Raw genomic sequence first — 18,956 nt, 5'->3', positions numbered from 1 at the left:
TCAATCAGCAAAGTTAGGTAAAAGCGATTAGAATAGTCGGTTTCCTATGCTAATGACCGTATTGAAAGTCAGTAGCAAGTTTAATTTTTTGATTGGGCGCACTATGTCAGACACTGTAACGATTACTTCAGCAAAAAACTCATCTCATAAACTATCTAATAACCTGCCTAACAAGACGGCAATCGATACTGCCACGCTATTGATTAAATGCCGTGACCAAGCCGGGATCGTGCAAGCGGTATCTGAGTTTATTCATCGCTATGGTGCTAATATTATCACTCTCGATCAATATTCAACTGCTCATGAGGGTGGTCAATATTTTATGCGTTTAGAGTTTGCTTTGGCAGGATTGAGCGAGATCATTGAGAATTTTGAAGCCAGTTTTGCGCATACGGTAGCCAAGCGCCATAACATGGCTTGGCGTTTACATGATAATGCGATTAAGACGAAAGTTGGTATTTTAGTATCAAAGTTTGATCATGCATTGTTGGATTTGTTATGGCGGCATCAGCGAGGTTTACTTGACTGCGAGATTACCTCTGTCGTTAGTAATCACGAAGACTTGCGCCAATCGGTAGAAAACTTTGGCATCACTTTCCATCATGTGCCAGTGACCAAAGACAATAAATCAGAGGCAGAAGAGCAAATTCATGAGTTGATGGAAGGCAATGATTTGCTAGTGTTGGCGCGTTATATGCAGATATTGTCGTCTGATTTTGTCAAGCGTTGGCCGATGCGAGTCATCAATATTCACCATTCATTTTTGCCTGCATTTGTGGGAGCTGACCCTTATCGTCAAGCTTATGATAAAGGTGTGAAACTCATCGGCGCGACTGCGCATTACGTCACCGCTGAGCTTGATCAAGGTCCTATCATTGAGCAAGATGTACACCGAGTCACTCACCGTCAAGGTGTGACGGAGCTGCGCGCTATTGGTCGTGATATCGAGCGTAATGTCTTGGCACGCGCTGTGAACTGGCATGTACAAAACCGCGTGATTGTAGCGGGTAATAAAACCGTGGTTTTTAATTAGCCTTTAATTAGAGCGATTTTAAATTGAGAAGTGCTGGTTAACAGAAGGTTAAAAAAAGCCGTGAGTCTTATTCATTAATACTCACGGCTTTTTTCTGGACCTATTGCTATTGCAGCGCTGATTTTATATCAGCATCTCTAACACAAACTTGCTGCCCACAAAGCCGATGGCTAATAGGATAAAAGCATAGATAGTCATATTGGCGGCACGTTTGCCCCGCCATCCAGCACGCCAGTTACCGACCAGTAGCGCCCCAAACAATAACCAAGACAGCAGGCTAAACACGGTCTTATGCACAATATGCTGCGCCATCAAATCCTCTACATAGATAAAGCCAATGCCCAATGCGATACTTAGTAGGACAAAACCGACCAATAGCATATCGAATAATAGACTCTCCATACTTTGTAGTGACGGTAGTTTATTCACCCAAAAGCGATGAATAGAGTGGTGCTTGAGTTCGCGTATTTGTAGGCGCAAAAATAGCGCTTGCACTGCTGCCATCAGCAGCACACAATACGCCGCAAGCGACAGTAATATATGAGCTTCAAGCCCAATACTGATATTCGTAATGGGTTGATAAGGTGCACGGCCAATGTAGCCAATTGTCAACCCTACCAATGCTGTTGGCGCTGCCAGTATGCCCAGACTGACAATAGGGCGATATAAACAAAATAAAAAATAGAAGAACAAAAAGAACAAGCTGATTAGGCTAATGATATTAAAAAGATTGAAATTTAGCCCGTAAAGCGTCACAACATAAGGATAAAGTAGCGTCGCATGCGCGAGCATGCCGACCATCAATAATCCCAAACTGATGCCTTTATGGATAGGCTTATCCCGAGTCAGCGCCCAACTAAGGTAAGCGCTGACTAAGATATAGGCTAGGCTAGCAAGTAAGAATGCAAAGTGCACAGATATAATGCCTCATCTCATACTGAGCGTAAAATAGCCGCTCAATTTAATGCTAAAGTGGTATTATCGGAATGATTAGAATAATCGTCCAATTTATCATAAAATGGGTGCCAATTGAGCACCAACTTGCTTATTCCTTATAAATGCTTGTCCAAGTTTGCTTGAATGAGCGCTAATATGCCTAGCTTATAAAGCGATTGTCTATAAGTCATAAAGTGCCGCGCCAAGCTTTGGTAATGCTGTATTTGCAAAATCATTATAATTTTGGCATCTTCTTGGTGCTATAGTGTTGATAATAGACTGTTTTTTATCATTGTTTTTATGAAGATACGATTAAATACTTTACAGTATTCCCTAATAATATTTATCCGCCATTTAAGCTGAAGCCAGTTTCACTAAGTATTGTTTTAAGTAAGCATTATTTTAAGTAAATATTGTTTTCACCAAGAATTATTTTAACTGAGAGTTATTTATGTTTGATACCTTAACAGAACGCTTATCGTCGAGCCTGCGCAATATCGTCGGTACTGGGCAGTTGACCGAAGACAACATCAAAGATACCCTGCGTGAAGTGCGTATGGCGCTACTAGAAGCCGACGTCGCGCTACCCGTCACCCGTGACTTTGTAAAGCGCGTCAAAGAGCAAGCGCTTGGTGCAGAAGTACTCAAAGAGTTGGCACCAGGGCAAGCCTTTGTCAAAATCGTCCATGACGAACTGACCGAAATGATGGGCAGTGCCAATCAGCAGCTTGAGATGACGGGTAAGCCACCAGTTGTTTATTTACTGGCTGGTTTGCAAGGGGCAGGTAAAACCACCACGGCTGGTAAGTTGGCGAAGTTTTTACAAGAGCGTCATAAGAAAAAGGTGATGCTAGTATCCGCTGACGTCTATCGTCCAGCGGCGATTGCTCAGCTTGAGCAAGTGGCAGGTCAAGTGAATGCCAAGTTTGTTAATTCAAGTAGCGACGAAAACCCGATTGATATTGCCTTACGTGCTATCGAAGAAGCAAAGATTCAGTACCAAGATATTTTGATTATTGATACTGCTGGTCGTCTGGCTATTGATGAAGCGATGATGGAGGAAATCAAAGCATTAACTGCTGCGGTCAATCCTTCTGAAACGCTATTCGTCGTCGATGCGATGACGGGTCAGGATGCGGCAAATACCGCCAAAGCCTTTAATGATGCGCTGCCATTAACAGGTGTGATTTTAACTAAGACTGATGGTGATGCTCGCGGCGGTGCGGCACTTTCTGTACGTGCGATTACTGGCAAACCGATTAAGTTTTTAGGTCGCGGTGAAAAATTAGACGCGTTAGAGCTGTTCCATCCTGAACGTATCGCTCAACGTATACTTGGTATGGGTGACGTACTGAGTTTGGTCGAAGAAGTTGAACAAAAAATCGACCGTGATAAAGCCGAAAAAATGGCGAAAAAGATGCAAAAGGGCGGTGATTTCGACCTTGAGGATCTATTGATCCAGTTTCAGCAAATGAAAAGCATGGGCGGCATGGCAGGCTTCTTAGATAAGATGCCAGGTATGGGCGGCTCGGATATGCAAAAAGCAGTCGAAGATGCTAAGCCAGAAGAAAAAGTACGTGAGATGGAAGCGTTGATTAATTCGATGACGCCATTTGAGCGCAAAAATCCCGATAAAATTAACCCAAGCCGTAAGCGCCGTATTGCCGCAGGTTCTGGACGTGAGATTCAAGACGTCAATCGTTTGCTTAAACAACACAAACAAATGGCAAAAATGATGAAAATGATCTCTAAGCCTGAAGGTATCAGTAAAATGATGAAATCGATGCAAGGGTTGATGGGTGGCGGCGGTGCTGGTGGCGGCGGTGGCGGTCCTTTATTTGGTGGCGGCGGTCAGCAAGGCGGCGTCAAGGATGTGAACCCACAACAAATGGCTAAGCAGATGGGTCTGGATCCAAACAACATGCCAAGCACCGAAGAGATGCAAAAACAAATGCAGGAAATGCAGAATCAAGCGCCAAAAAAGTTTAAAACCCGTTTTTAATTGATAGATGCTTAGATTGCTATAGTATTGAATTCTTAATGAAAACCCCAAGGTGCAAGTCGCTTTGGGTTTTTTTATGTCTGTCATGTTCCCATAAATATTGATGGATTAAATATGAAAATTTAGAAATTAATAAAATTTGCCTATCCTAAATGCTATGATAGGCGCTGTTTTATAATGCTAAGTGAATAGGCCGAGGTTATGATGTTTTTAGCAATGGATACCGTGTTTGATCAGTGTTCGATCGCGATTTTAGATGCCAGTGGTCAAGTGCTATCGAGTCATACGGAGACGGGTAAACGCCAGCAAACCCAGCAAATTCTACCGATGATTGACGCCGCTTTGTCCGAGGCTAAGCTCAACCTTGCTGATTTACAAGCTTTGATATTTAACCGTGGTCCTGGTGCCTTTAGTGGCATACGGATTAATACGGCAGTAGTACAAGCATTGTCTGTCGCCCATGATATTCCTTGTGTAGGAGTCTCAAGCCTACAAGCGATTGCGCAAGCGGCGTATCAAAAATATGGTGTGACCGAAGTGTATAGCGCCCTTGATGCGCGTATGCAGCAAGTTTATTTTGGGCAATATGTGCTAATAGACAACCTTATGCAGGCGGTTAATCAAGAAAATGGCGAAGATACCGAGCAGTTGCTCGATTATGACAGCCAGACCGTGCTTAATATTCCCATTGCTGGCAATGGTGCGCCGTTATTAACATTACATGACGGTCAGATCATTCAGGCAGATATTCACCCTGATGCTACTGTGATAGGGCAGCTTGGTATGGCTCAATTTATGGCGACAGGCGGCACAGAAGCTTCGCAAGCTTTACCAAAGTATCTGCGCAACCAAGCGTGGAAAACGCTCAAAGAGCAAAGTAAGGCGTAACCATCATATTAATGCCAGCTATTATCAGCGCTATATAAAATATAAAAATACTCTAAAACACTATTAGCCAATAGATCCATATTTAGGAAAGCCATCGTGGATATCATTTTATTAATTCAAGCTGTTATCATGGGTATCGTTGAAGGTATCACTGAATTTTTACCCATCTCTAGCACTGGCTACTTGATTTTATCAGCGGATTTGATGGGCTTTTGGACCAAAGAAAAAGTCGATTTATTTGTGGTAGTGGTGCAGCTTGGCGCTATCTTAGCGGTCATTTATGATTACTGGGACAGACTATGGCAAGCGCTTATGGGTCTGCTGACAGGCAAAGCTGAAGGCATGAGTAATCCACGCCAGCTAGGACTTAGCTTGATTGTGGCGACTATTCCAGTGATGATCGTTGGCTTCACCTTCGCTGATGAGATTAAATCATATTTATTTAATCCCATCGTCGTGGCCATTATGCTGATTATCGGTGGTTTATTGATATTCTATGTAGAAAATCGCCCGAAAACGATTATTGCGCAAGAAGCAGAAGACGTCGGCCTAAAAACCGCGTTGATGATTGGTCTGCTGCAATGTCTGGCATTGATACCGGGAACATCACGCTCAGGCGCGACAATTATCGGCGCGCTATGGCTCGGCGTCTCACGTAAAGCTTCCGCTGAATTTTCTTTCTTTTTGGGTATTCCAGTCATCGTGGGCGCGGCATTATTGGATTTGCTAAAGCATCATGACGTATTAACCAATAGCGAGGATTGGCTGGTATTAGGTATAGGTACGGTGGTGTCATTTATCGTCGCCTTACTCTGTATCCGTTTGCTAGTAGAATGGGTCAGTCGTCGCGATTTTAAAATATTTGCGTGGTTACGCATTATTACTGGCATCATTGTATTAATAGCGGCTTGGGGTTTCGGTTATCAAATGGCAGGCTAGAGCCGATTGTAGGATTGGGTCTAGCCTGCCGCGAATAGGAAAGTAGAGATGACTGCTTCACGCCAAGGGTTCAAACAGAGTAGTAACATTATGCACTGCCAACTATACTATGTCAGCGAGTCGCAGCATAGTCAGGTTGCAGATATACAAGCGTTGATCATTGCACATCAGCTGCCCATTATTTTACACCTTGAGCTGTTTACCGATAAGCTTAGTCAAAAACGGCGCCAGCAGTTAAGCCAGACAGCTACCCAACCTATATTGTTGTTGGATGAAAAAAACAAGCTATCATGGCTGAGCGATGGGTTAAGCGTTGCACCAGAATGGGATAAGCTGCAACGCCGTGTGGTGAGTGCGGGGCGTAAGTCTGAGTTATTATTACAAGCAGTCAAAATCACATCTGACAGTCATGTTATCGATGCCACAGCAGGCTTTGGTCATGACAGCTTGATATTAGCCAGTACGGGCGCACAGGTCATTATGCTCGAGCAACAGCCCTTGATGGCATTGTTATTGTTAGTAGAACAGCAGCGTATGAGTGTGCTAGCAAATTGGCAAAAGCTGATGAGCCGTCTGCATATTATCAATACCGATGCGCTTGGCTATTTTGCAACTCTAGCAGCGGATGCGATAGATGACACTAAAGAAATCGATATGAAAGCAGTCGATGTGGTGTATCTGGATCCTATGTTTCCGGAAGACAGTTACCAAGATAGCAAAACGGGTAAAGGCGCTAAAGTGGGCAAGCATATGCAAGCCTTACACCAATTGGCTAGCCCACCAACGCTAGAACAAGAAGAACAGTTGCTACAAAGTGCGCAAGCAGTCATCCGTCAAAAGGGACAGAACACAAACATACAGGGGCGCGTGGTCGTTAAGCGTCCGCAATTTGCGCCGTTACTTGCGCATCAACAACCAAGTGAGAGCTGGCATAACGAAGCCGTACGCTTTGATGGTTATTTTGTTTAATAGCCGTTTCTCATCATAATAAATGCGCCTAGCGATTGAACTTAGCTGTTGAACTAAGTTATTTGACTCAGTTATTGAGCTTAGAGCGCGCAGTTAGCAACTCCATATTTGTAAAATTGAGAGTGATTAGATTTAGGAGAAGGGAATGTCGACGCTAATTATTTGGATCATGGGTGCAGGATTATTATTAATAAATATCATTTTGCGCACCCGAATATTAAGGTTGGAAGCCCGTTTAAAAGAGTTCAGTCGTCCTGAAGATTATGTGGCATTTTTGCGTCAACAAGCCGCACCAAAAGACAAAATCCCTGCCATTAAAGCCTTACGCAAACAATATCCTGAGCTGTCGCTCATCGAGGCCAACAAATTGTGGCAGCAAATTCAGTAGCTCGCCAATGTATTAATAATTCAATGTAATAGCACTTCATATAAGAGCTGCCGAAAAAGTAGGCAAACACGCACAAAAAAACCTTCTATTAATGATAATAAAAAGCCATGACATTTAACGACAAACTACAAGCTTACCTGCAGCTGACGCGCTTTGATAAACCAGTAGGTATTGAGCTATTATTATGGCCAACGCTATGGGGCGTAATGCTGGCGGCGATGGGTCAAGCGCAACAGCAAGGTTCAAGTGCAGCTCTACCAAGTCTTAAGATGTTGGTGATTTTTGCGCTTGGCGCAATTTTTATGCGGGCGGCAGGTTGCGCGATCAATGATTTTGCCGATCGTAAGGTCGATGGTCATGTGACCCGCACCAAAGGCCGTCCATTAGCTGATGGGCGTCTGTCTGCTAAAGAAGCAGTCGCTGCTTTTTTAGTATTGGTATTACTCAGTGCCAGTTTGCTGTTCTTTTTGCCGATAGCCGTATTTTACTGGTCGCTTGGCGCAGCGTTATTGGCATTCATTTATCCATTTATGAAGCGTTTTACCCATTTGCCGCAAGTATTTTTAGCAGCGGCGTTTGGTTGGGCGATACCGATGGCGTATGTGGCGATACAAGGCGCGCCTGATATATGGTGTTGGCTGTTATTTGTCGCTTATATGTGTTGGACCGTGGCTTATGATACCCAGTATGCTATGGCTGACCGTGAAGATGATTTAAAAATTGGGGTCAAATCAACGGCGATATTATTTGGTCGCTATGATGTGATTATTATCTCGCTGCTACAAACATTGTTTTTGCTTATTATGGGCGCGGTCATTTGGCATTACTTTGCACCGACAAGCTTAGGCCTGACGCCAGTATTTGGCTTGGCGTTAGTTGCGATGATGTTTGCTAAGCAAAATAGCGCTTGTGCTACTCGTAATGCAAGAGCCTGTTTTCAGGCGTTTTTAGCCAATATATGGGTAGGGCGTTACGTCTTTGCTCTCATTGCAATCGCTTGTCTATGGACGACTTTAAATGGATAATTTCAAAAAGCTCTCAAAGTCAAAAGCGAAAAAATCTTCTGATGCCAATGCACCTGTCATCGATTATCAAGCAAAGCTAGCTGAGCATGGATTAACACGCGAACAAGTGATCGCCACCGAGCGTAAATTGGCTAAGTTTGCTAATACGATGGATTCGCTGGTACGTGTGCCTTTTACCAAACAAGGCATGGGTGCAGATGCGGCGCTTTCGACGATTCCGCTGGCAGGAGATTTAGCGGGACTGGCTTTAACCAGCTATGCTTTTGTATTAGGGCGTCAGCTGGGAGTACCAGCGCATAAAATGACGCCTGCGGTCAGACTGGCACTCATTGATATGGTCGTTGGTATCGTACCGGGTATTGGCACGCTGCTCGATATTTTTATTCGCCCCAGTCGTAAGACTTTAGGCATCGTGCATGAGCATCTGCACGATGAATATGGTATTACTGAAACGATGCACATGGATCGGCCGTTTTTGCATCAATCGCTAGAAGACAAACAGCGTAGCCGTTTTGGCGCTTTTTGGCACAATCCTATCATTGCGTGGTTGTATTTGCACATTCCTGATCTGTTGGGATTGATCGTTATTGTAGTGGTTGGTTGGGGACTGTGGGCAGTAATCAGTTGGCTGGTCAGTCTGTTTGGCAACGTAACTGGATTTGGCTAGAGAAAAGTTAATAGCATTAAAAAGGCGGCAAATATCATAAATATTTGTCGCCTTTTTAATGCTCAAGAGATTTTTTTATGTAAATTTTTAAAGGTTCTAAGCTGTATTTTTTAATCAATTACTCAGTGATGACTTCTGCTTCGGCACTGACTGCATCAAAGCTAGTGATTTTGTTATTTTGGACAAGGTCGATAGTACCACCACCAGCATGACTGACCAGCTCGATGCTGCCATCGCTTGATTGATAAGTTGGGTTATTGCCTTGACCTTCAGGTGCATTTAGTGTCATTTTTGGTTTGTTCGGTAGGCTAATGATAGCGTTGAGTACGCCTGCTGCTGAGGTTTCAAAAACGACCGAGAGTGATTCACCAGCCGCATTTTTATAACGGACATCAGTAATTTGCGCGCCTTTAATAGCTTGTTCTGGATTTGGTGCTATGGCAGTATTGTTTGCTACCGAGTCTGTTGCACCAAGGTCATTTTCCAGCTCAGTTAAGCTTACATCTTGTTCTGAGCTTACTTCAGAATTTGCGATATCATCACCATTATCAGCAATCGTATCAACATTAATATTGCTAGTCACGGGTGTGGTTTGTACTGCCGCTTCAGAGATTGTTTCGTTATCTGTCTCAGGTTCTGGTGCTTTTTGGCAAGCACTCAATAGTGAAAGACTTAAAAAAATAGCAGAAATCGCCTGAAAAAAGGGTTTTGATTTTGCAATTGTAAGAGCATCGATTTTCATAATCATACGGCTATCCATTGGCAGAGTTTTTGTTCAAATATAGTGAACGACGTAGACTTATTTATCCCTCACAGTCAAGTATGACCGTCATTTGTTATTGTTATCAATTTTTTGCTTACTATCTACAGGCATTACTTATTTCAGTTTTAGATTGTCGGCTGCCATACCGCTTTCTTTATACACGTCATCTAAGTATCGACGGCTGGCAAGTAGCTTGTCTACAACGCCACTTTGGCTTTGGATATTGAGCTTTTGAGAAAAGTCTAAAATCGAGTTTAATTGATCTAATACCATGTCATAGCTGGTATTTTGTTTGTCGGTATCAATAATGACTGTTTTGGCATAATGTTGATCGAGGCTAAGGTAGTCGCCAATCAATTCTGGAACACGTGTGGTGATGAGTTTATTGAGAGTAAATAGCTGTGATTCAGTGATTTCTTCATGATGGGTAGACTCATATTGTTGTCCAATATCGTCCATCACAGATCGAAACGTCTTAGGTACTTGCTCGTCATAAAGTAGCTTGATAAAAGGATGTCGAGCTGAAAAATTAATCGTGCTGAGCCCGTTAGCTCGCTCATGATTTACCTCGTTGTTTACCGCCATATCTGCTTTAGACTGGGTAGCGACAAGATTTGCAGAAGCCAAGTATTCTTGATGCCGCTGTATAGAAGCAATCTGTGTGTGCTTAGACTTTTCTTTCATCACAAAAAATATGGGCACAATAACAATTAGGCTAAGCAAAATGAGTAAGGTAAAAAAAGACATGTCGGGACTCTGTCATAAAAAATGCTATTTATTAAAAAAAAGTTTTTAGATTACAATATAACATGCTTGTGTTATGTTAAGGCAAAATAGCGGTCGATAAAAGTTGTATCTCGCTACTGTTTATCTCGCTATCATGTATCTTACCACTATATATTTTACGACTAAGTGCTTGCCTATTTCTAATTAAGGAAGATGATGAATAATGACACGATTACGAAGAGTCAGCTAGCCGCTTATAAACCAACTACTGCTTATGTCGGGACTTCTTGGGCGGTGATGTTGGTGGGTGTCCTAGCGTATTTACTTGGCTTATGGAATGCACAGAGTATGTTATTAAATGAAAAAGGCTATTATATAGCGGTGCTGGCGCTAGGTCTTTATTCAGCAATTAGTTTGCAAAAAACCCTTCGTGATCGTAGCGAAGGTATTCCAACAACCAATATGTATTATCTAATCAGCTGGGCGGCTCTTGGATTGTCCATTGCGCTAATCGCTATTGGTCTGATGAATGCGGGAAGTTTAAGCTTAAGTGAAAAGGGCTTTTATATGATGGCATTTACCATGAGTTTATTTGCTGCAGTGACCATTCAAAAAAACACCCGTGACGAAGCACAGATTCGCACTTTAACTGCACCAATGATTACGACTGACACTCAAAGTAGTACTAAAATTGGTCATCAAGAGTCCCGCGACTCTGACACTGGAAAATCACTTTTTGGTGCAGTTAAATCTAGAATGGAAGGCAGTGATTAAGCCTTTGACTAAAAATTTCAAGTAAGCGGTGTTTGTAAACGCGTACGATTTGACGACAGGCGCGCAAGCATCGCTGTTGATAAGGGGGCAAATGCTCCTAACATCATATCTGTTAACGCTTCAGCACATATTGGTGCAATGGCATACCCTTTAGCACCCATCGCACTCATTACCCAAATTCTTTTGCTGTCTGCTAACGCTCCAACGATGGGGTGATAATCAGGCGTTTGCGTGCGAATCCCCGCTCGTCCTTGCCACAAACTAATATCTGTTGGAATAATCGAGTCCATCTCAGGAATGGCAGTCACTAGTTTGTCTCGGCTAATCTGATGCTCTTCTGTGCGGATATCTATGTCGGTATCATTACGTATAAAGCTTGCGCCTAATAAAAACTGAGATTGTTGTTCTACAACATCGTTCAATTGTGCATCGCCTGTTTGCGCGGTAAATAACGCACAGTAACCGCTGTATTTAAGCGGTATTTTGGGTAATATGGTGAGCTGCTCGGTTGTGGGCGTAAACCAAGAAAGCTGACCACGAATTTTACGACAATCAAAAATACGCTTGTCCAGTTGATGACTCTCAAAAGCTGCGCAAATGACCACATTATCAGCGCTAATGGATATCGTCTGCTTATCCTGATTATTGCCTTCGATACAAACACTTTCTTCTGTTTCGCTAATACCCTTAACGTCTACTTGCTGAAAGTGGATGAGCGGATGCATTAGGATAGTATCTTTTAGTGCTTGTGGATTGACCAAGCCAGACTGCGGTAAATACAAATTCTCTGATAAATCTTGTGTTTTTAACCCGCTGACAGTTTGCGCCTGCTCATGGGATAGTGTGGTGGCCATCTCATCGGGATAATCAGCGATTTGCTCTGTGCCAATATTGGCTTTCATAAGCAGATCAAGAGCGCCCGTTGGTTCAAGTATTGGCACTAATGCTGATTTTTCAGCGTCTACATTTAGGCATCGATATAGCCTGCTGCTATAGAGATAGCCTATGGTATGCAGATGTTCATTGACATGATGAATGGGCGTCATCTTGGGAGCAAGCAGGGCACGAGGGTTGCCTGATGCGCCTGCCAAAGGTGCTGATTTATCTAGCAAAGTCACTTGAATACCACGATTGGCCAGTGACCAAGCCGTTAATAGCCCCGAAACGCCAGCGCCAACGACAATGCTATGGGCGGGCACGTTGTCAGTGGGTTTGGCAGATTGGCTATCGTGGTCGGGCGCGGCGGTGCTAGCATTATTGTAAAAGGTGATGTCTTTACTATTGGTGTCTTTACTATTGTTGCCATTATTATTGTCAGTTAAATTTATGGTATCTAGCATGACCGCCGTTAGCATTTCGTTCTTACGACCAAAGCCTTTCACTTTTTTGATCTGAAAGCCACAATCTTGCAGCGCACGTTTGACGATACCGGCACAGCTATAGGTGGCGGCAGTTGTATTGGGGCGTGATAAACGCTGCATTTGTGCAAAAATACTATCCGCCCACAAGGTACTATTGCAAGAGGGCGCAAAACCGTCTAAAAACCAAGCGTCAACATAAGGTACATGCGAGCTAGAAGAGTTATTTGCCAGTTTGGCTAAGCTCTCAGCTGCGTCACCAAACCATATATCAACGGTCAAATTATCATCAAAGAAACTCAAACGATGACAGCCCGCGATAAGAGGCGGATAGGCCGCTAATAATAGCTCAATCAGTGTTGTCAATTCAGGCGCGCGTTGTCCCCATAAGGCAAGTATTTGGGTAAGGTCGGTACGAGGTATCGGGAACTTTTCAGTGGTAATAAAATGCAGTTTTGCAGTTGCTAATTGAGGGTGTATATCCCGCAGCTGTCGCCATAGCTGCCACGTAGCGAGAAAATTCAGTCCAGTACCAAAGCCCAATTCAGCAATCGTAAAGCATTGATTTGGTGCAAGATTGGTCAGTCGTTCAGGCAATTGATTGTGTGTCAAAAACACATGACGCGATTCCGCTAAACCATCAGCATTTGAGAAGTAAACATCACCAAACTCACCCGACACAGGCATTTTATTACCCGTATCATCCATCTGCCAATCAATCTTGGCAGGGGTGATATTTGATGAGTGAATGCTTAGTGACTGAGTGTTTTTAGAGGATGTCGACGATGTATCAGTATCTTTTGATTCGAACGTGGATTTAGACATAGAAAGTCACATAAGATAAATCAATGAAAAGCGCGTGGTACTACTAGTTACCAGCGTTCACGGCGGACAAACACCAACCAAGAAACAAAAATACCGACTAGCAAGCTAATTAACACAGTAAATGCACCGTATAAAAAAAGCTGACCTTTGCTCTCGTAGACCAAAACATTCACTTGAGTTTGCAAGTCATTCAACTCGCGCTGCAACTGTGCATTACGGCTTAATAGCTGCTGATTGGCATCGGATAACGCCTTATCAGATGGTTGTAATTGCGCCGCCAATGTATCGCTGATATTCATCACTGAGTTTTTTGTTGGTTGAGCGGTCGATATTGGTTGAGCTGGCACGGGTGTCGTGAGTGTTGGATCAGCCACATCGATAGCCGTCACCGTCGGCGCAGCCTGTACTGAAACAGTAGCCATAAAAATCATACTAACAATGCTACGCTGATAAGAGCGACTTTTTAACAAAGATAGGCACTGAATCACGATTTTGCTACTTTAACTGATGCGTTGTCATCCGCTTTTGGTAATGTATGGATAAAGGGTTTGATATCTACGTGACTGTACACGCCATCACGTAAGTAAGGCTCATCGTTTGCCCATGATTGCGCTGCTTCTGCAGAGTCAAAGTCAGCAATGATTAGGCTGCCTGACATCTCGCCTTTGCCATGCTCGATAGGTGTTGGACCAGCGATAATCAGTCGATTGTCATGATCTAAAGCTTGCAAGCGTTCGACATGTTCAGCGCGGGTAATCTGACGTTGTGCGCTGCTATTGGCCACGTCATGACCAATAATGGCAAATAAGGACATGAGACTTCCTCGATTAATAAAAATTATGATTAATTTAAAGTGTTTTGCTTAATGCGCCTGAGCTAATTGCGATTAATGATTGTCGCTATTGGCATTTAGAAATAGCATTGGCTCTATTATAAAATGATAAATTGAGTATTATTTGACGGTTTTATCCGTGAGCGCAGGGTTGAGGTGCTTTTTTAATACGGCAAACTGGGCGATGACGAATACCAACATAATCGGAATCCAGCCATAAGTTTTAAAGTTAATCCATGCCTCATCTGACATCGTAAACGCTGTGATATAATGCAGTATGCCCATAAAGGCGAAGAATAGTGCCCAAGCGAGAGTGAGTTTTTTCCAACCACTCATCGTCAGCAAAAAAACATCTTTCATCGCCAGTTGCATCAGTGGCTTATTAATCGCAGCACTGACTAAAAGTGTTAGTGCAAAGATACCGTTGATAATAGGTGACTTCCAACGCAGATAGATATCATCACGCAATAATAAAGTACCACCACAAAACAAAATGGTTAATAGTAAGACAACCCATTGCTGTTTATCAAACGTGCCTTTTTGGCGAATAAAATGAATGGCATAAACGATGATGGTGGCGATGAGTAACGCACCTGCCCCCGCTAGGATACCACTATAGCGAGCAGCAATAAAAAAGGCAATTAAGGGAATAAAGTCTAATAAAGCTTTCATAGCAAAGGGGATGTCCGACAAAAACGTATGGGGTAGTTTACACGTCTACTGTGCCAAAAAAAAGTAATCAACACGATAATCATGCTATATCACGGGCCTGCGTAGCAATATCTGATGATTATGACTCATAATCATGACAACTGCCAAATATAACGGCTTATTGCCAATGTGCTCATTTTTTTATTTTCTACACTTTTAATTTTTAATGCTAAGGCTTCTCTTATGAAATTCGATTTACATTGTCACAGCACTTGCTCTGATGGTACTTATGCACCAACGGAAGTGGTGCAGCGCGCCCATGCGGCCGGCGTCAATGTATTGGCATTGACCGATCACGATACGCTGGCAGGAATTGATGAGGCACGTGCGGCTGCCATTGCCTGCGATATGCAGCTGATTAATGGGGTCGAGATAAGCTGTGAGCATACACTTATTGGTGGTTATGGCAAAAATAAATCAACCAATAAAATCATCCATGTGCTGGGGTTAGATTTTACCGATCGCGAAAAAATGCATGCAACGCTGCAACAATTACAGGATAGCCGTGCCACGCGTGGTCAACGAATCACTGAAAAGCTCAGCGCGCTATTAGATATTAACTATGATGAGCTGTGGCAAGCCGTACTTGATAAAGCTGGCGGCAATCCGCAAGCAGTCGGGCGTGCGCATATTGGTCAAGTATTGTTTGAGCGTGATGAAGTCAAGACGGTACAAAAAGCCTTTGATAAGTATTTGGCAGACAATAAGCCTGCTTATGTGGCGATTGATGCACTGAGCATGGCTGACGGCATTGAGCTGATCCATGCTTGTGGTGGCAAGGCGGTGTTGGCGCATCCCACGCGTTATCAGCTTTCAGCAACACGAGTCCGTAAACTGATTGAAGAGTTTGCTGGTCTTGGTGGCGATGCTTGTGAGCTGCCGTCGAATAGCGAACCGGTTAGTACTCGCAGAATGGTCGATAGCAGTATCGCTCAGCATAATCTTGTCGCCTCGATCGGTAGTGACTTTCATGGTAGCAATATGCCGTGGCGTCGTTTGGGTGATGTACCGACAATGAACCCTGATCAGCAGGGAGTTTGGCAGTCTTTTGCGATGTTTTCTTAGCCAAAAATTCATTGCTGAGTACAGTTTTAAATGTTGACTAAGCTGAAACATCAATTGACAGGTTATCCAAAAAACAGGCGTCATATATTGACGCATGAAGGCACTAAATAGATTGATAACTGCGACAGAAATTGCCACACTAGATGAGTGGTCTTCATTTTCAAAAATAAAATTGTCGGGGTTAATTCCCATTTAGTTTACAAAATGTAGTGCCGACACTCGCTTTCTTATCTACTCAAGTTTTCGGGAATGGTATAAAGTAAAAAATCATACCATTTATTATTGTTGATTTAGGCTTTTGATTTTTATTTAATGGTTTTAATGTCGACTTAATAACTTTCACTATTTGCGGTAGCCCTACCATGGCTGTATCGATATCTCATCTAGGCTACACCAAGCTATCTCAAGCAATTTTTGAGTGGCAAGCTGCTGATAAAACGTCATTACTGGCTTTATTTATGGTGATGGAGGTATCTTTACACTGGCTATGGTGCTTATTTGTTTGGTGGCGCCGCGATGTTTATGACACCTATGTCGATATAGCCCTGCTTTATCCACTATGGTTCGGCGTGACACTGGTAGCTTTGTTTTTATTATGGATGACCAGTCGTTTTTCACCTGTCAAAAAAGCCAATAGCAATCTGTATAAGTGGCAAGGCATACTAATTACGGTCTATAGTGCCTATATTGCAATGGTTATTTTAGTTCTAGGACATAGTAGCTTGGTCGCGGGCGTCTCTTTAGTCGGCGGTGCGATATTGGGGATGATGCTTATACGTCGGCGCTATGTATGGAGAGCATTTTTAGGGCACGCAGCCGTCATTCTAGCAGTCACATTTATTCCTTATCTTGGCGTTACTTTACCCAATCTACGTCAAATGACGCTCACGGTCATTCCTCTTGATACCTATTATAGTTATATCAATTATAGTGAAATTACGACAATCGAAAACGCTATCTCTGCCTCTATTTTTCAAAATGGCACGCTAAATTGGGACAGTGTTGATCAATTGCGCCGATCTTCCGCTTTTTTTTGGCGTTCTACACATATTTATATGGCGCTACCAAAAGCTATTTTTATTATCTATATGTTTCGTACTTTGTTACTAATATTAGATGACAGTAAAAAAGAAATTCTACAGCATGCCAATCAAGATGAGCTAACTCAACTCAAAAGTCGCCGTTACGGGATGATGCAAATGAAGCAGGTGCTGAAGTCAGTAGAAGACTATCAAGATATCAGCGTTATCTTATTGGATTTGGATTGGTTTAAAGAGGTCAATGACAGTTACGGTCATGAGATCGGGGATCGAGTATTGGTGGAGGTCGCGCAGACGCTCTTGCAGTCTTTAACTGATGAAACAATCGTGAGTCGCTATGGCGGTGAGGAGTTTTTGATTGTATTGCCAGATACGAAGCACGACACAGCTATGATAATAGCTGAACAATTACGGCGCGTTATCGCCAAACACGTCATCATTCTCGATGACGATATAGCCTTTAGTGTGACTGCCAGCTTGGGGCTATATACACTGACCCATGGTGAGCGTAATTGTATACAACAAGCCTGCGAAACTCTGAATAAAAAGGATGCCTCGCAGTCGCTTGCTAAACCGCAGAGAATCCCCTCGTATAGTAGCAAACGCGTGAATCGTAAAATTCCCGCAGTGCAGCTACCTCATGATATTTGCCAGCGCTTAATTTGTATGGCAGATAAGGCTTTGTATGAAGCCAAAGGCCGTGGCCGTGATCAAGTGGTGAGTGCCAACGAGATGTTGGTAGCAAAAAATAATAATATTGAGGCGCTCTATGGCACATAGCTAGCTGCCATAGTCGAAGGGTCAAATACGTTTTAGTATATTAATTGTTTTACTAAGCTTGCCAAGACACTGGTGGCAAAGCTACCTGTCGTTAACGTAAAGCTGAGCACCAAGGTTTGTTCATTATCTTTATCCTGCCATTCCCAAGACAGCGCTTCAATGGGTAGGCGCAGCGCGCGTCGCTGTGCTTTTACATCGCGCTGCTCTAAGCCATTGGCTAAGCGAGCCAGTAGCGGATTTTGCTGAATCACATTTTTCTCAATATTTGCCGCCATGCCGCTGACTTTATCATTATCCTTGCCCCATAATGCAGCAGTGGGATGGATATCACCCGTCTCAAGGCGTGAACGCAACGTGTCGTCTATGGCTTCGCTAGTAAATATTGACCCTGAACCCTCTAAGTTAAACACTTCGCCTGCCAGCCCAGTATTCCAGCTGCCATCACGCGCTCGTACCGCCAATATCTCATTAAAAATTAAGCTACGTGCGGCAGACAGCTCCATTGTATTCTGCTCACGTGGCGCGTGCTTGCGTTTGCTCTTTTTGGGTTGTGCTCGACTTTGTTGTGGTGGGCGCGCAAACAGCGATAATGCTTCTCTAATATTATTGCCATTACGTCCAAAACGCTGAGGGCCGAAATAATTGGGCACGCCAGCTATAGCGATGCTTGCTAAATGCTGTTCGACATCTTGCTTCGCCGACAATAATTGCTCAGGTGCTGGCAATGCTGTATCAAAATCAGCAAATTGGATATCACGCAAGGTGATGATGAATTGATTGGCGCGATGCGTGCCGCGATTGAGCTTTTTGTTGTGCCATTGCTGGTCGATGATCGTGACCGATTCATTGGCTCCGATATCGATTGGTGCAAACTCAGCAGCTGGCAGCTGTTTTTTTGGGATTCGCAAGCTGAACCACTGGGTTGTCAATGCATGGCGATCTTTCAGGCCTGAATAACCAACATCGCGCAGAGGAATCTCTGCCCACTCTGACAGCAGTTTGGCAAGATAAGCGGTATTCATCCCTGATTTTTGGATATGCAGCCATAAATGCTCACCTTCACCGGTGAATTCGAGCGGCAATAGCTCATTAACGATAAAGTCTGTTGCGTGGGCTTTATAGGTTGCTTGCTGCACAGGTGGTTGAAGAGGCTGCGGTAACTGCGCAGTATCCGTCGCTGCGGTAATATCGATACTTGCCATATCAAACTGCTCATTATTAAACGACCCATTAGC

19 protein-coding genes are annotated in these 18,956 nt (G+C 43.4%); 11 read left to right on the top strand and 8 right to left on the bottom strand.

Annotation, left to right across the window (positions count from 1 at the left end):
- The first annotated feature begins 103 nt into the window (after positions 1 to 103).
- Entirely contained in the window at positions 104 to 1,033 is a 930-nt protein-coding gene (gene purU, locus ACI2JM_RS07115; protein WP_404643203.1) for a formyltetrahydrofolate deformylase, read from the top strand.
- A 123-nt stretch (positions 1,034 to 1,156) separates the two neighbouring features.
- Here purU and ACI2JM_RS07110 read toward each other — a convergent pair whose 3' ends face one another.
- The gene (locus tag ACI2JM_RS07110) at positions 1,157 to 1,948 is read right to left on the bottom strand and encodes an inner membrane protein YpjD (RefSeq protein WP_404643201.1); all 792 of its coding nucleotides are present in this window, start codon (positions 1,946 to 1,948) and stop codon (positions 1,157 to 1,159) included.
- A gap of 472 nt (positions 1,949 to 2,420) precedes the next feature.
- Between ACI2JM_RS07110 and ffh the strand changes: the two genes are divergently transcribed.
- The 7 genes from ffh (at position 2,421) to ACI2JM_RS07075 (ending at position 8,847) form a co-directional block, all read left to right on the top strand.
- Complete coding sequence (gene ffh, locus ACI2JM_RS07105) at positions 2,421 to 3,971, top strand: signal recognition particle protein (protein WP_404643199.1); 1,551 nt, start codon at positions 2,421 to 2,423, stop codon at positions 3,969 to 3,971.
- Between the two features lie 204 nt (positions 3,972 to 4,175).
- Positions 4,176 to 4,859, top strand: coding sequence for a tRNA (adenosine(37)-N6)-threonylcarbamoyltransferase complex dimerization subunit type 1 TsaB (tsaB, locus tag ACI2JM_RS07100; RefSeq protein ID WP_404643451.1), 684 nt, complete (start codon positions 4,176 to 4,178; stop codon positions 4,857 to 4,859).
- Between the two features lie 96 nt (positions 4,860 to 4,955).
- Positions 4,956 to 5,798 carry an undecaprenyl-diphosphate phosphatase gene (locus ACI2JM_RS07095; protein ID WP_060491741.1) on the top strand — a complete coding sequence of 281 codons (843 nt, stop codon included), beginning with the start codon at positions 4,956 to 4,958 and terminating at the stop codon, positions 5,796 to 5,798.
- A gap of 48 nt (positions 5,799 to 5,846) precedes the next feature.
- Entirely contained in the window at positions 5,847 to 6,767 is a 921-nt protein-coding gene (locus ACI2JM_RS07090; protein WP_060491740.1) for a class I SAM-dependent methyltransferase, read from the top strand.
- 145 nt (positions 6,768 to 6,912) lie between these two features.
- Entirely contained in the window at positions 6,913 to 7,155 is a 243-nt protein-coding gene (locus ACI2JM_RS07085; RefSeq protein ID WP_060491739.1) for a hypothetical protein, read from the top strand.
- Positions 7,156 to 7,262: 107 nt separating this feature from the next.
- On the top strand, positions 7,263 to 8,180 hold the full coding sequence (gene ubiA / locus ACI2JM_RS07080; protein ID WP_060491738.1) for a 4-hydroxybenzoate octaprenyltransferase: 918 nt from the start codon (positions 7,263 to 7,265) through the stop codon (positions 8,178 to 8,180).
- Positions 8,173 to 8,847: a DUF4112 domain-containing protein gene (locus tag ACI2JM_RS07075; RefSeq protein WP_227685382.1), complete on the top strand. Its 675-nt coding sequence runs from the start codon at positions 8,173 to 8,175 to the stop codon at positions 8,845 to 8,847. Before ubiA ends, ACI2JM_RS07075 begins: the two co-directional genes overlap by 8 nt.
- A 118-nt stretch (positions 8,848 to 8,965) precedes the next feature.
- Here the strand turns inward: ACI2JM_RS07075 and ACI2JM_RS07070 are convergent, their stop codons facing one another.
- Both ACI2JM_RS07070 and ACI2JM_RS07065 read right to left on the bottom strand, forming a co-directional pair.
- Entirely contained in the window at positions 8,966 to 9,595 is a 630-nt protein-coding gene (locus ACI2JM_RS07070; RefSeq protein ID WP_404643196.1) for a hypothetical protein, read from the bottom strand.
- Positions 9,596 to 9,724: 129 nt separating this feature from the next.
- Positions 9,725 to 10,357, bottom strand: a complete 633-nt coding sequence (locus ACI2JM_RS07065; RefSeq protein WP_404643194.1) for a hypothetical protein — start codon at positions 10,355 to 10,357, stop codon at positions 9,725 to 9,727.
- Between the two features lie 195 nt (positions 10,358 to 10,552).
- Here ACI2JM_RS07065 and yiaA point away from each other — a divergent pair, with 195 nt between their 5' ends.
- On the top strand, positions 10,553 to 11,110 hold the full coding sequence (gene yiaA, locus ACI2JM_RS07060; protein ID WP_055124683.1) for an inner membrane protein YiaA: 558 nt from the start codon (positions 10,553 to 10,555) through the stop codon (positions 11,108 to 11,110).
- A 17-nt stretch (positions 11,111 to 11,127) separates the two neighbouring features.
- Here the strand turns inward: yiaA and mnmD are convergent, their stop codons facing one another.
- From mnmD to ispZ, 4 genes are all read right to left on the bottom strand, one after another.
- Complete coding sequence (mnmD, locus tag ACI2JM_RS07055; RefSeq protein WP_404643192.1) at positions 11,128 to 13,293, bottom strand: tRNA (5-methylaminomethyl-2-thiouridine)(34)-methyltransferase MnmD; 2,166 nt, start codon at positions 13,291 to 13,293, stop codon at positions 11,128 to 11,130.
- A 47-nt stretch (positions 13,294 to 13,340) separates the two neighbouring features.
- Positions 13,341 to 13,715 (bottom strand): hypothetical protein, encoded by a 375-nt coding sequence (locus tag ACI2JM_RS07050; protein ID WP_404643190.1) that lies wholly within the window; start codon positions 13,713 to 13,715, stop codon positions 13,341 to 13,343.
- A gap of 62 nt (positions 13,716 to 13,777) precedes the next feature.
- Entirely contained in the window at positions 13,778 to 14,107 is a 330-nt protein-coding gene (locus ACI2JM_RS07045) for a YciI family protein (RefSeq protein WP_404643188.1), read from the bottom strand.
- 138 nt (positions 14,108 to 14,245) lie between these two features.
- On the bottom strand, positions 14,246 to 14,797 hold the full coding sequence (gene ispZ, locus ACI2JM_RS07040) for a septation protein IspZ (RefSeq protein ID WP_045444273.1): 552 nt from the start codon (positions 14,795 to 14,797) through the stop codon (positions 14,246 to 14,248).
- 222 nt (positions 14,798 to 15,019) lie between these two features.
- Between ispZ and ACI2JM_RS07035 the strand changes: the two genes are divergently transcribed.
- Together ACI2JM_RS07035 and ACI2JM_RS07030 are read left to right on the top strand one after the other, a co-directional pair.
- Positions 15,020 to 15,901 carry a PHP domain-containing protein gene (locus tag ACI2JM_RS07035; RefSeq protein ID WP_404643186.1) on the top strand — a complete coding sequence of 294 codons (882 nt, stop codon included), beginning with the start codon at positions 15,020 to 15,022 and terminating at the stop codon, positions 15,899 to 15,901.
- Between the two features lie 362 nt (positions 15,902 to 16,263).
- Positions 16,264 to 17,721, top strand: a complete 1,458-nt coding sequence (locus ACI2JM_RS07030; RefSeq protein WP_404643184.1) for a diguanylate cyclase — start codon at positions 16,264 to 16,266, stop codon at positions 17,719 to 17,721.
- A 32-nt stretch (positions 17,722 to 17,753) separates the two neighbouring features.
- Here the strand turns inward: ACI2JM_RS07030 and truD are convergent, their stop codons facing one another.
- Positions 17,754 to 18,923, bottom strand: coding sequence for a tRNA pseudouridine(13) synthase TruD (gene truD / locus ACI2JM_RS07025; protein WP_404643449.1), 1,170 nt, complete (start codon positions 18,921 to 18,923; stop codon positions 17,754 to 17,756).
- Positions 18,924 to 18,956 lie beyond the last annotated feature (33 nt).

It is taken from the genome of Psychrobacter sp. NPDC064578, from assembly GCF_044901245.1.
GTDB lineage: Bacteria > Pseudomonadota > Gammaproteobacteria > Pseudomonadales > Moraxellaceae > Psychrobacter > Psychrobacter cibarius_C.
Note: the sequence above shows the minus strand (reverse complement) of the source record. Positions and strands in the feature narration are given on the sequence as shown.

Bases quoted from the DNA above. Each gene is read 5' to 3' on its own strand.
- purU (WP_404643203.1), top strand. From the start codon at position 104: ATGTCAGACACTGTAACGATTACTTCAGCAAAAAACTCATCTCATAAA.
- ffh (WP_404643199.1), top strand. From the start codon at position 2,421: ATGTTTGATACCTTAACAGAACGCTTATCGTCGAGCCTGCGCAATATC.
- tsaB (WP_404643451.1), top strand. From the start codon at position 4,176: ATGTTTTTAGCAATGGATACCGTGTTTGATCAGTGTTCGATCGCGATT.
- ACI2JM_RS07090 (WP_060491740.1), top strand. From the start codon at position 5,847: ATGACTGCTTCACGCCAAGGGTTCAAACAGAGTAGTAACATTATGCAC.
- ACI2JM_RS07085 (WP_060491739.1), top strand. From the start codon at position 6,913: ATGTCGACGCTAATTATTTGGATCATGGGTGCAGGATTATTATTAATA.
- ubiA (WP_060491738.1), top strand. From the start codon at position 7,263: ATGACATTTAACGACAAACTACAAGCTTACCTGCAGCTGACGCGCTTT.
- ACI2JM_RS07075 (WP_227685382.1), top strand. From the start codon at position 8,173: ATGGATAATTTCAAAAAGCTCTCAAAGTCAAAAGCGAAAAAATCTTCT.
- ACI2JM_RS07070 (WP_404643196.1), bottom strand. From the start codon at position 9,595: ATGATTATGAAAATCGATGCTCTTACAATTGCAAAATCAAAACCCTTT.
- ACI2JM_RS07065 (WP_404643194.1), bottom strand. From the start codon at position 10,357: ATGTCTTTTTTTACCTTACTCATTTTGCTTAGCCTAATTGTTATTGTG.
- yiaA (WP_055124683.1), top strand. From the start codon at position 10,553: ATGAATAATGACACGATTACGAAGAGTCAGCTAGCCGCTTATAAACCA.
- mnmD (WP_404643192.1), bottom strand. From the start codon at position 13,293: ATGTCTAAATCCACGTTCGAATCAAAAGATACTGATACATCGTCGACA.
- ACI2JM_RS07050 (WP_404643190.1), bottom strand. From the start codon at position 13,715: ATGGCTACTGTTTCAGTACAGGCTGCGCCGACGGTGACGGCTATCGAT.
- ACI2JM_RS07045 (WP_404643188.1), bottom strand. From the start codon at position 14,107: ATGTCCTTATTTGCCATTATTGGTCATGACGTGGCCAATAGCAGCGCA.
- ispZ (WP_045444273.1), bottom strand. From the start codon at position 14,797: ATGAAAGCTTTATTAGACTTTATTCCCTTAATTGCCTTTTTTATTGCT.
- ACI2JM_RS07035 (WP_404643186.1), top strand. From the start codon at position 15,020: ATGAAATTCGATTTACATTGTCACAGCACTTGCTCTGATGGTACTTAT.
- ACI2JM_RS07030 (WP_404643184.1), top strand. From the start codon at position 16,264: ATGGCTGTATCGATATCTCATCTAGGCTACACCAAGCTATCTCAAGCA.
- truD (WP_404643449.1), bottom strand. From the start codon at position 18,923: ATGGCAAGTATCGATATTACCGCAGCGACGGATACTGCGCAGTTACCG.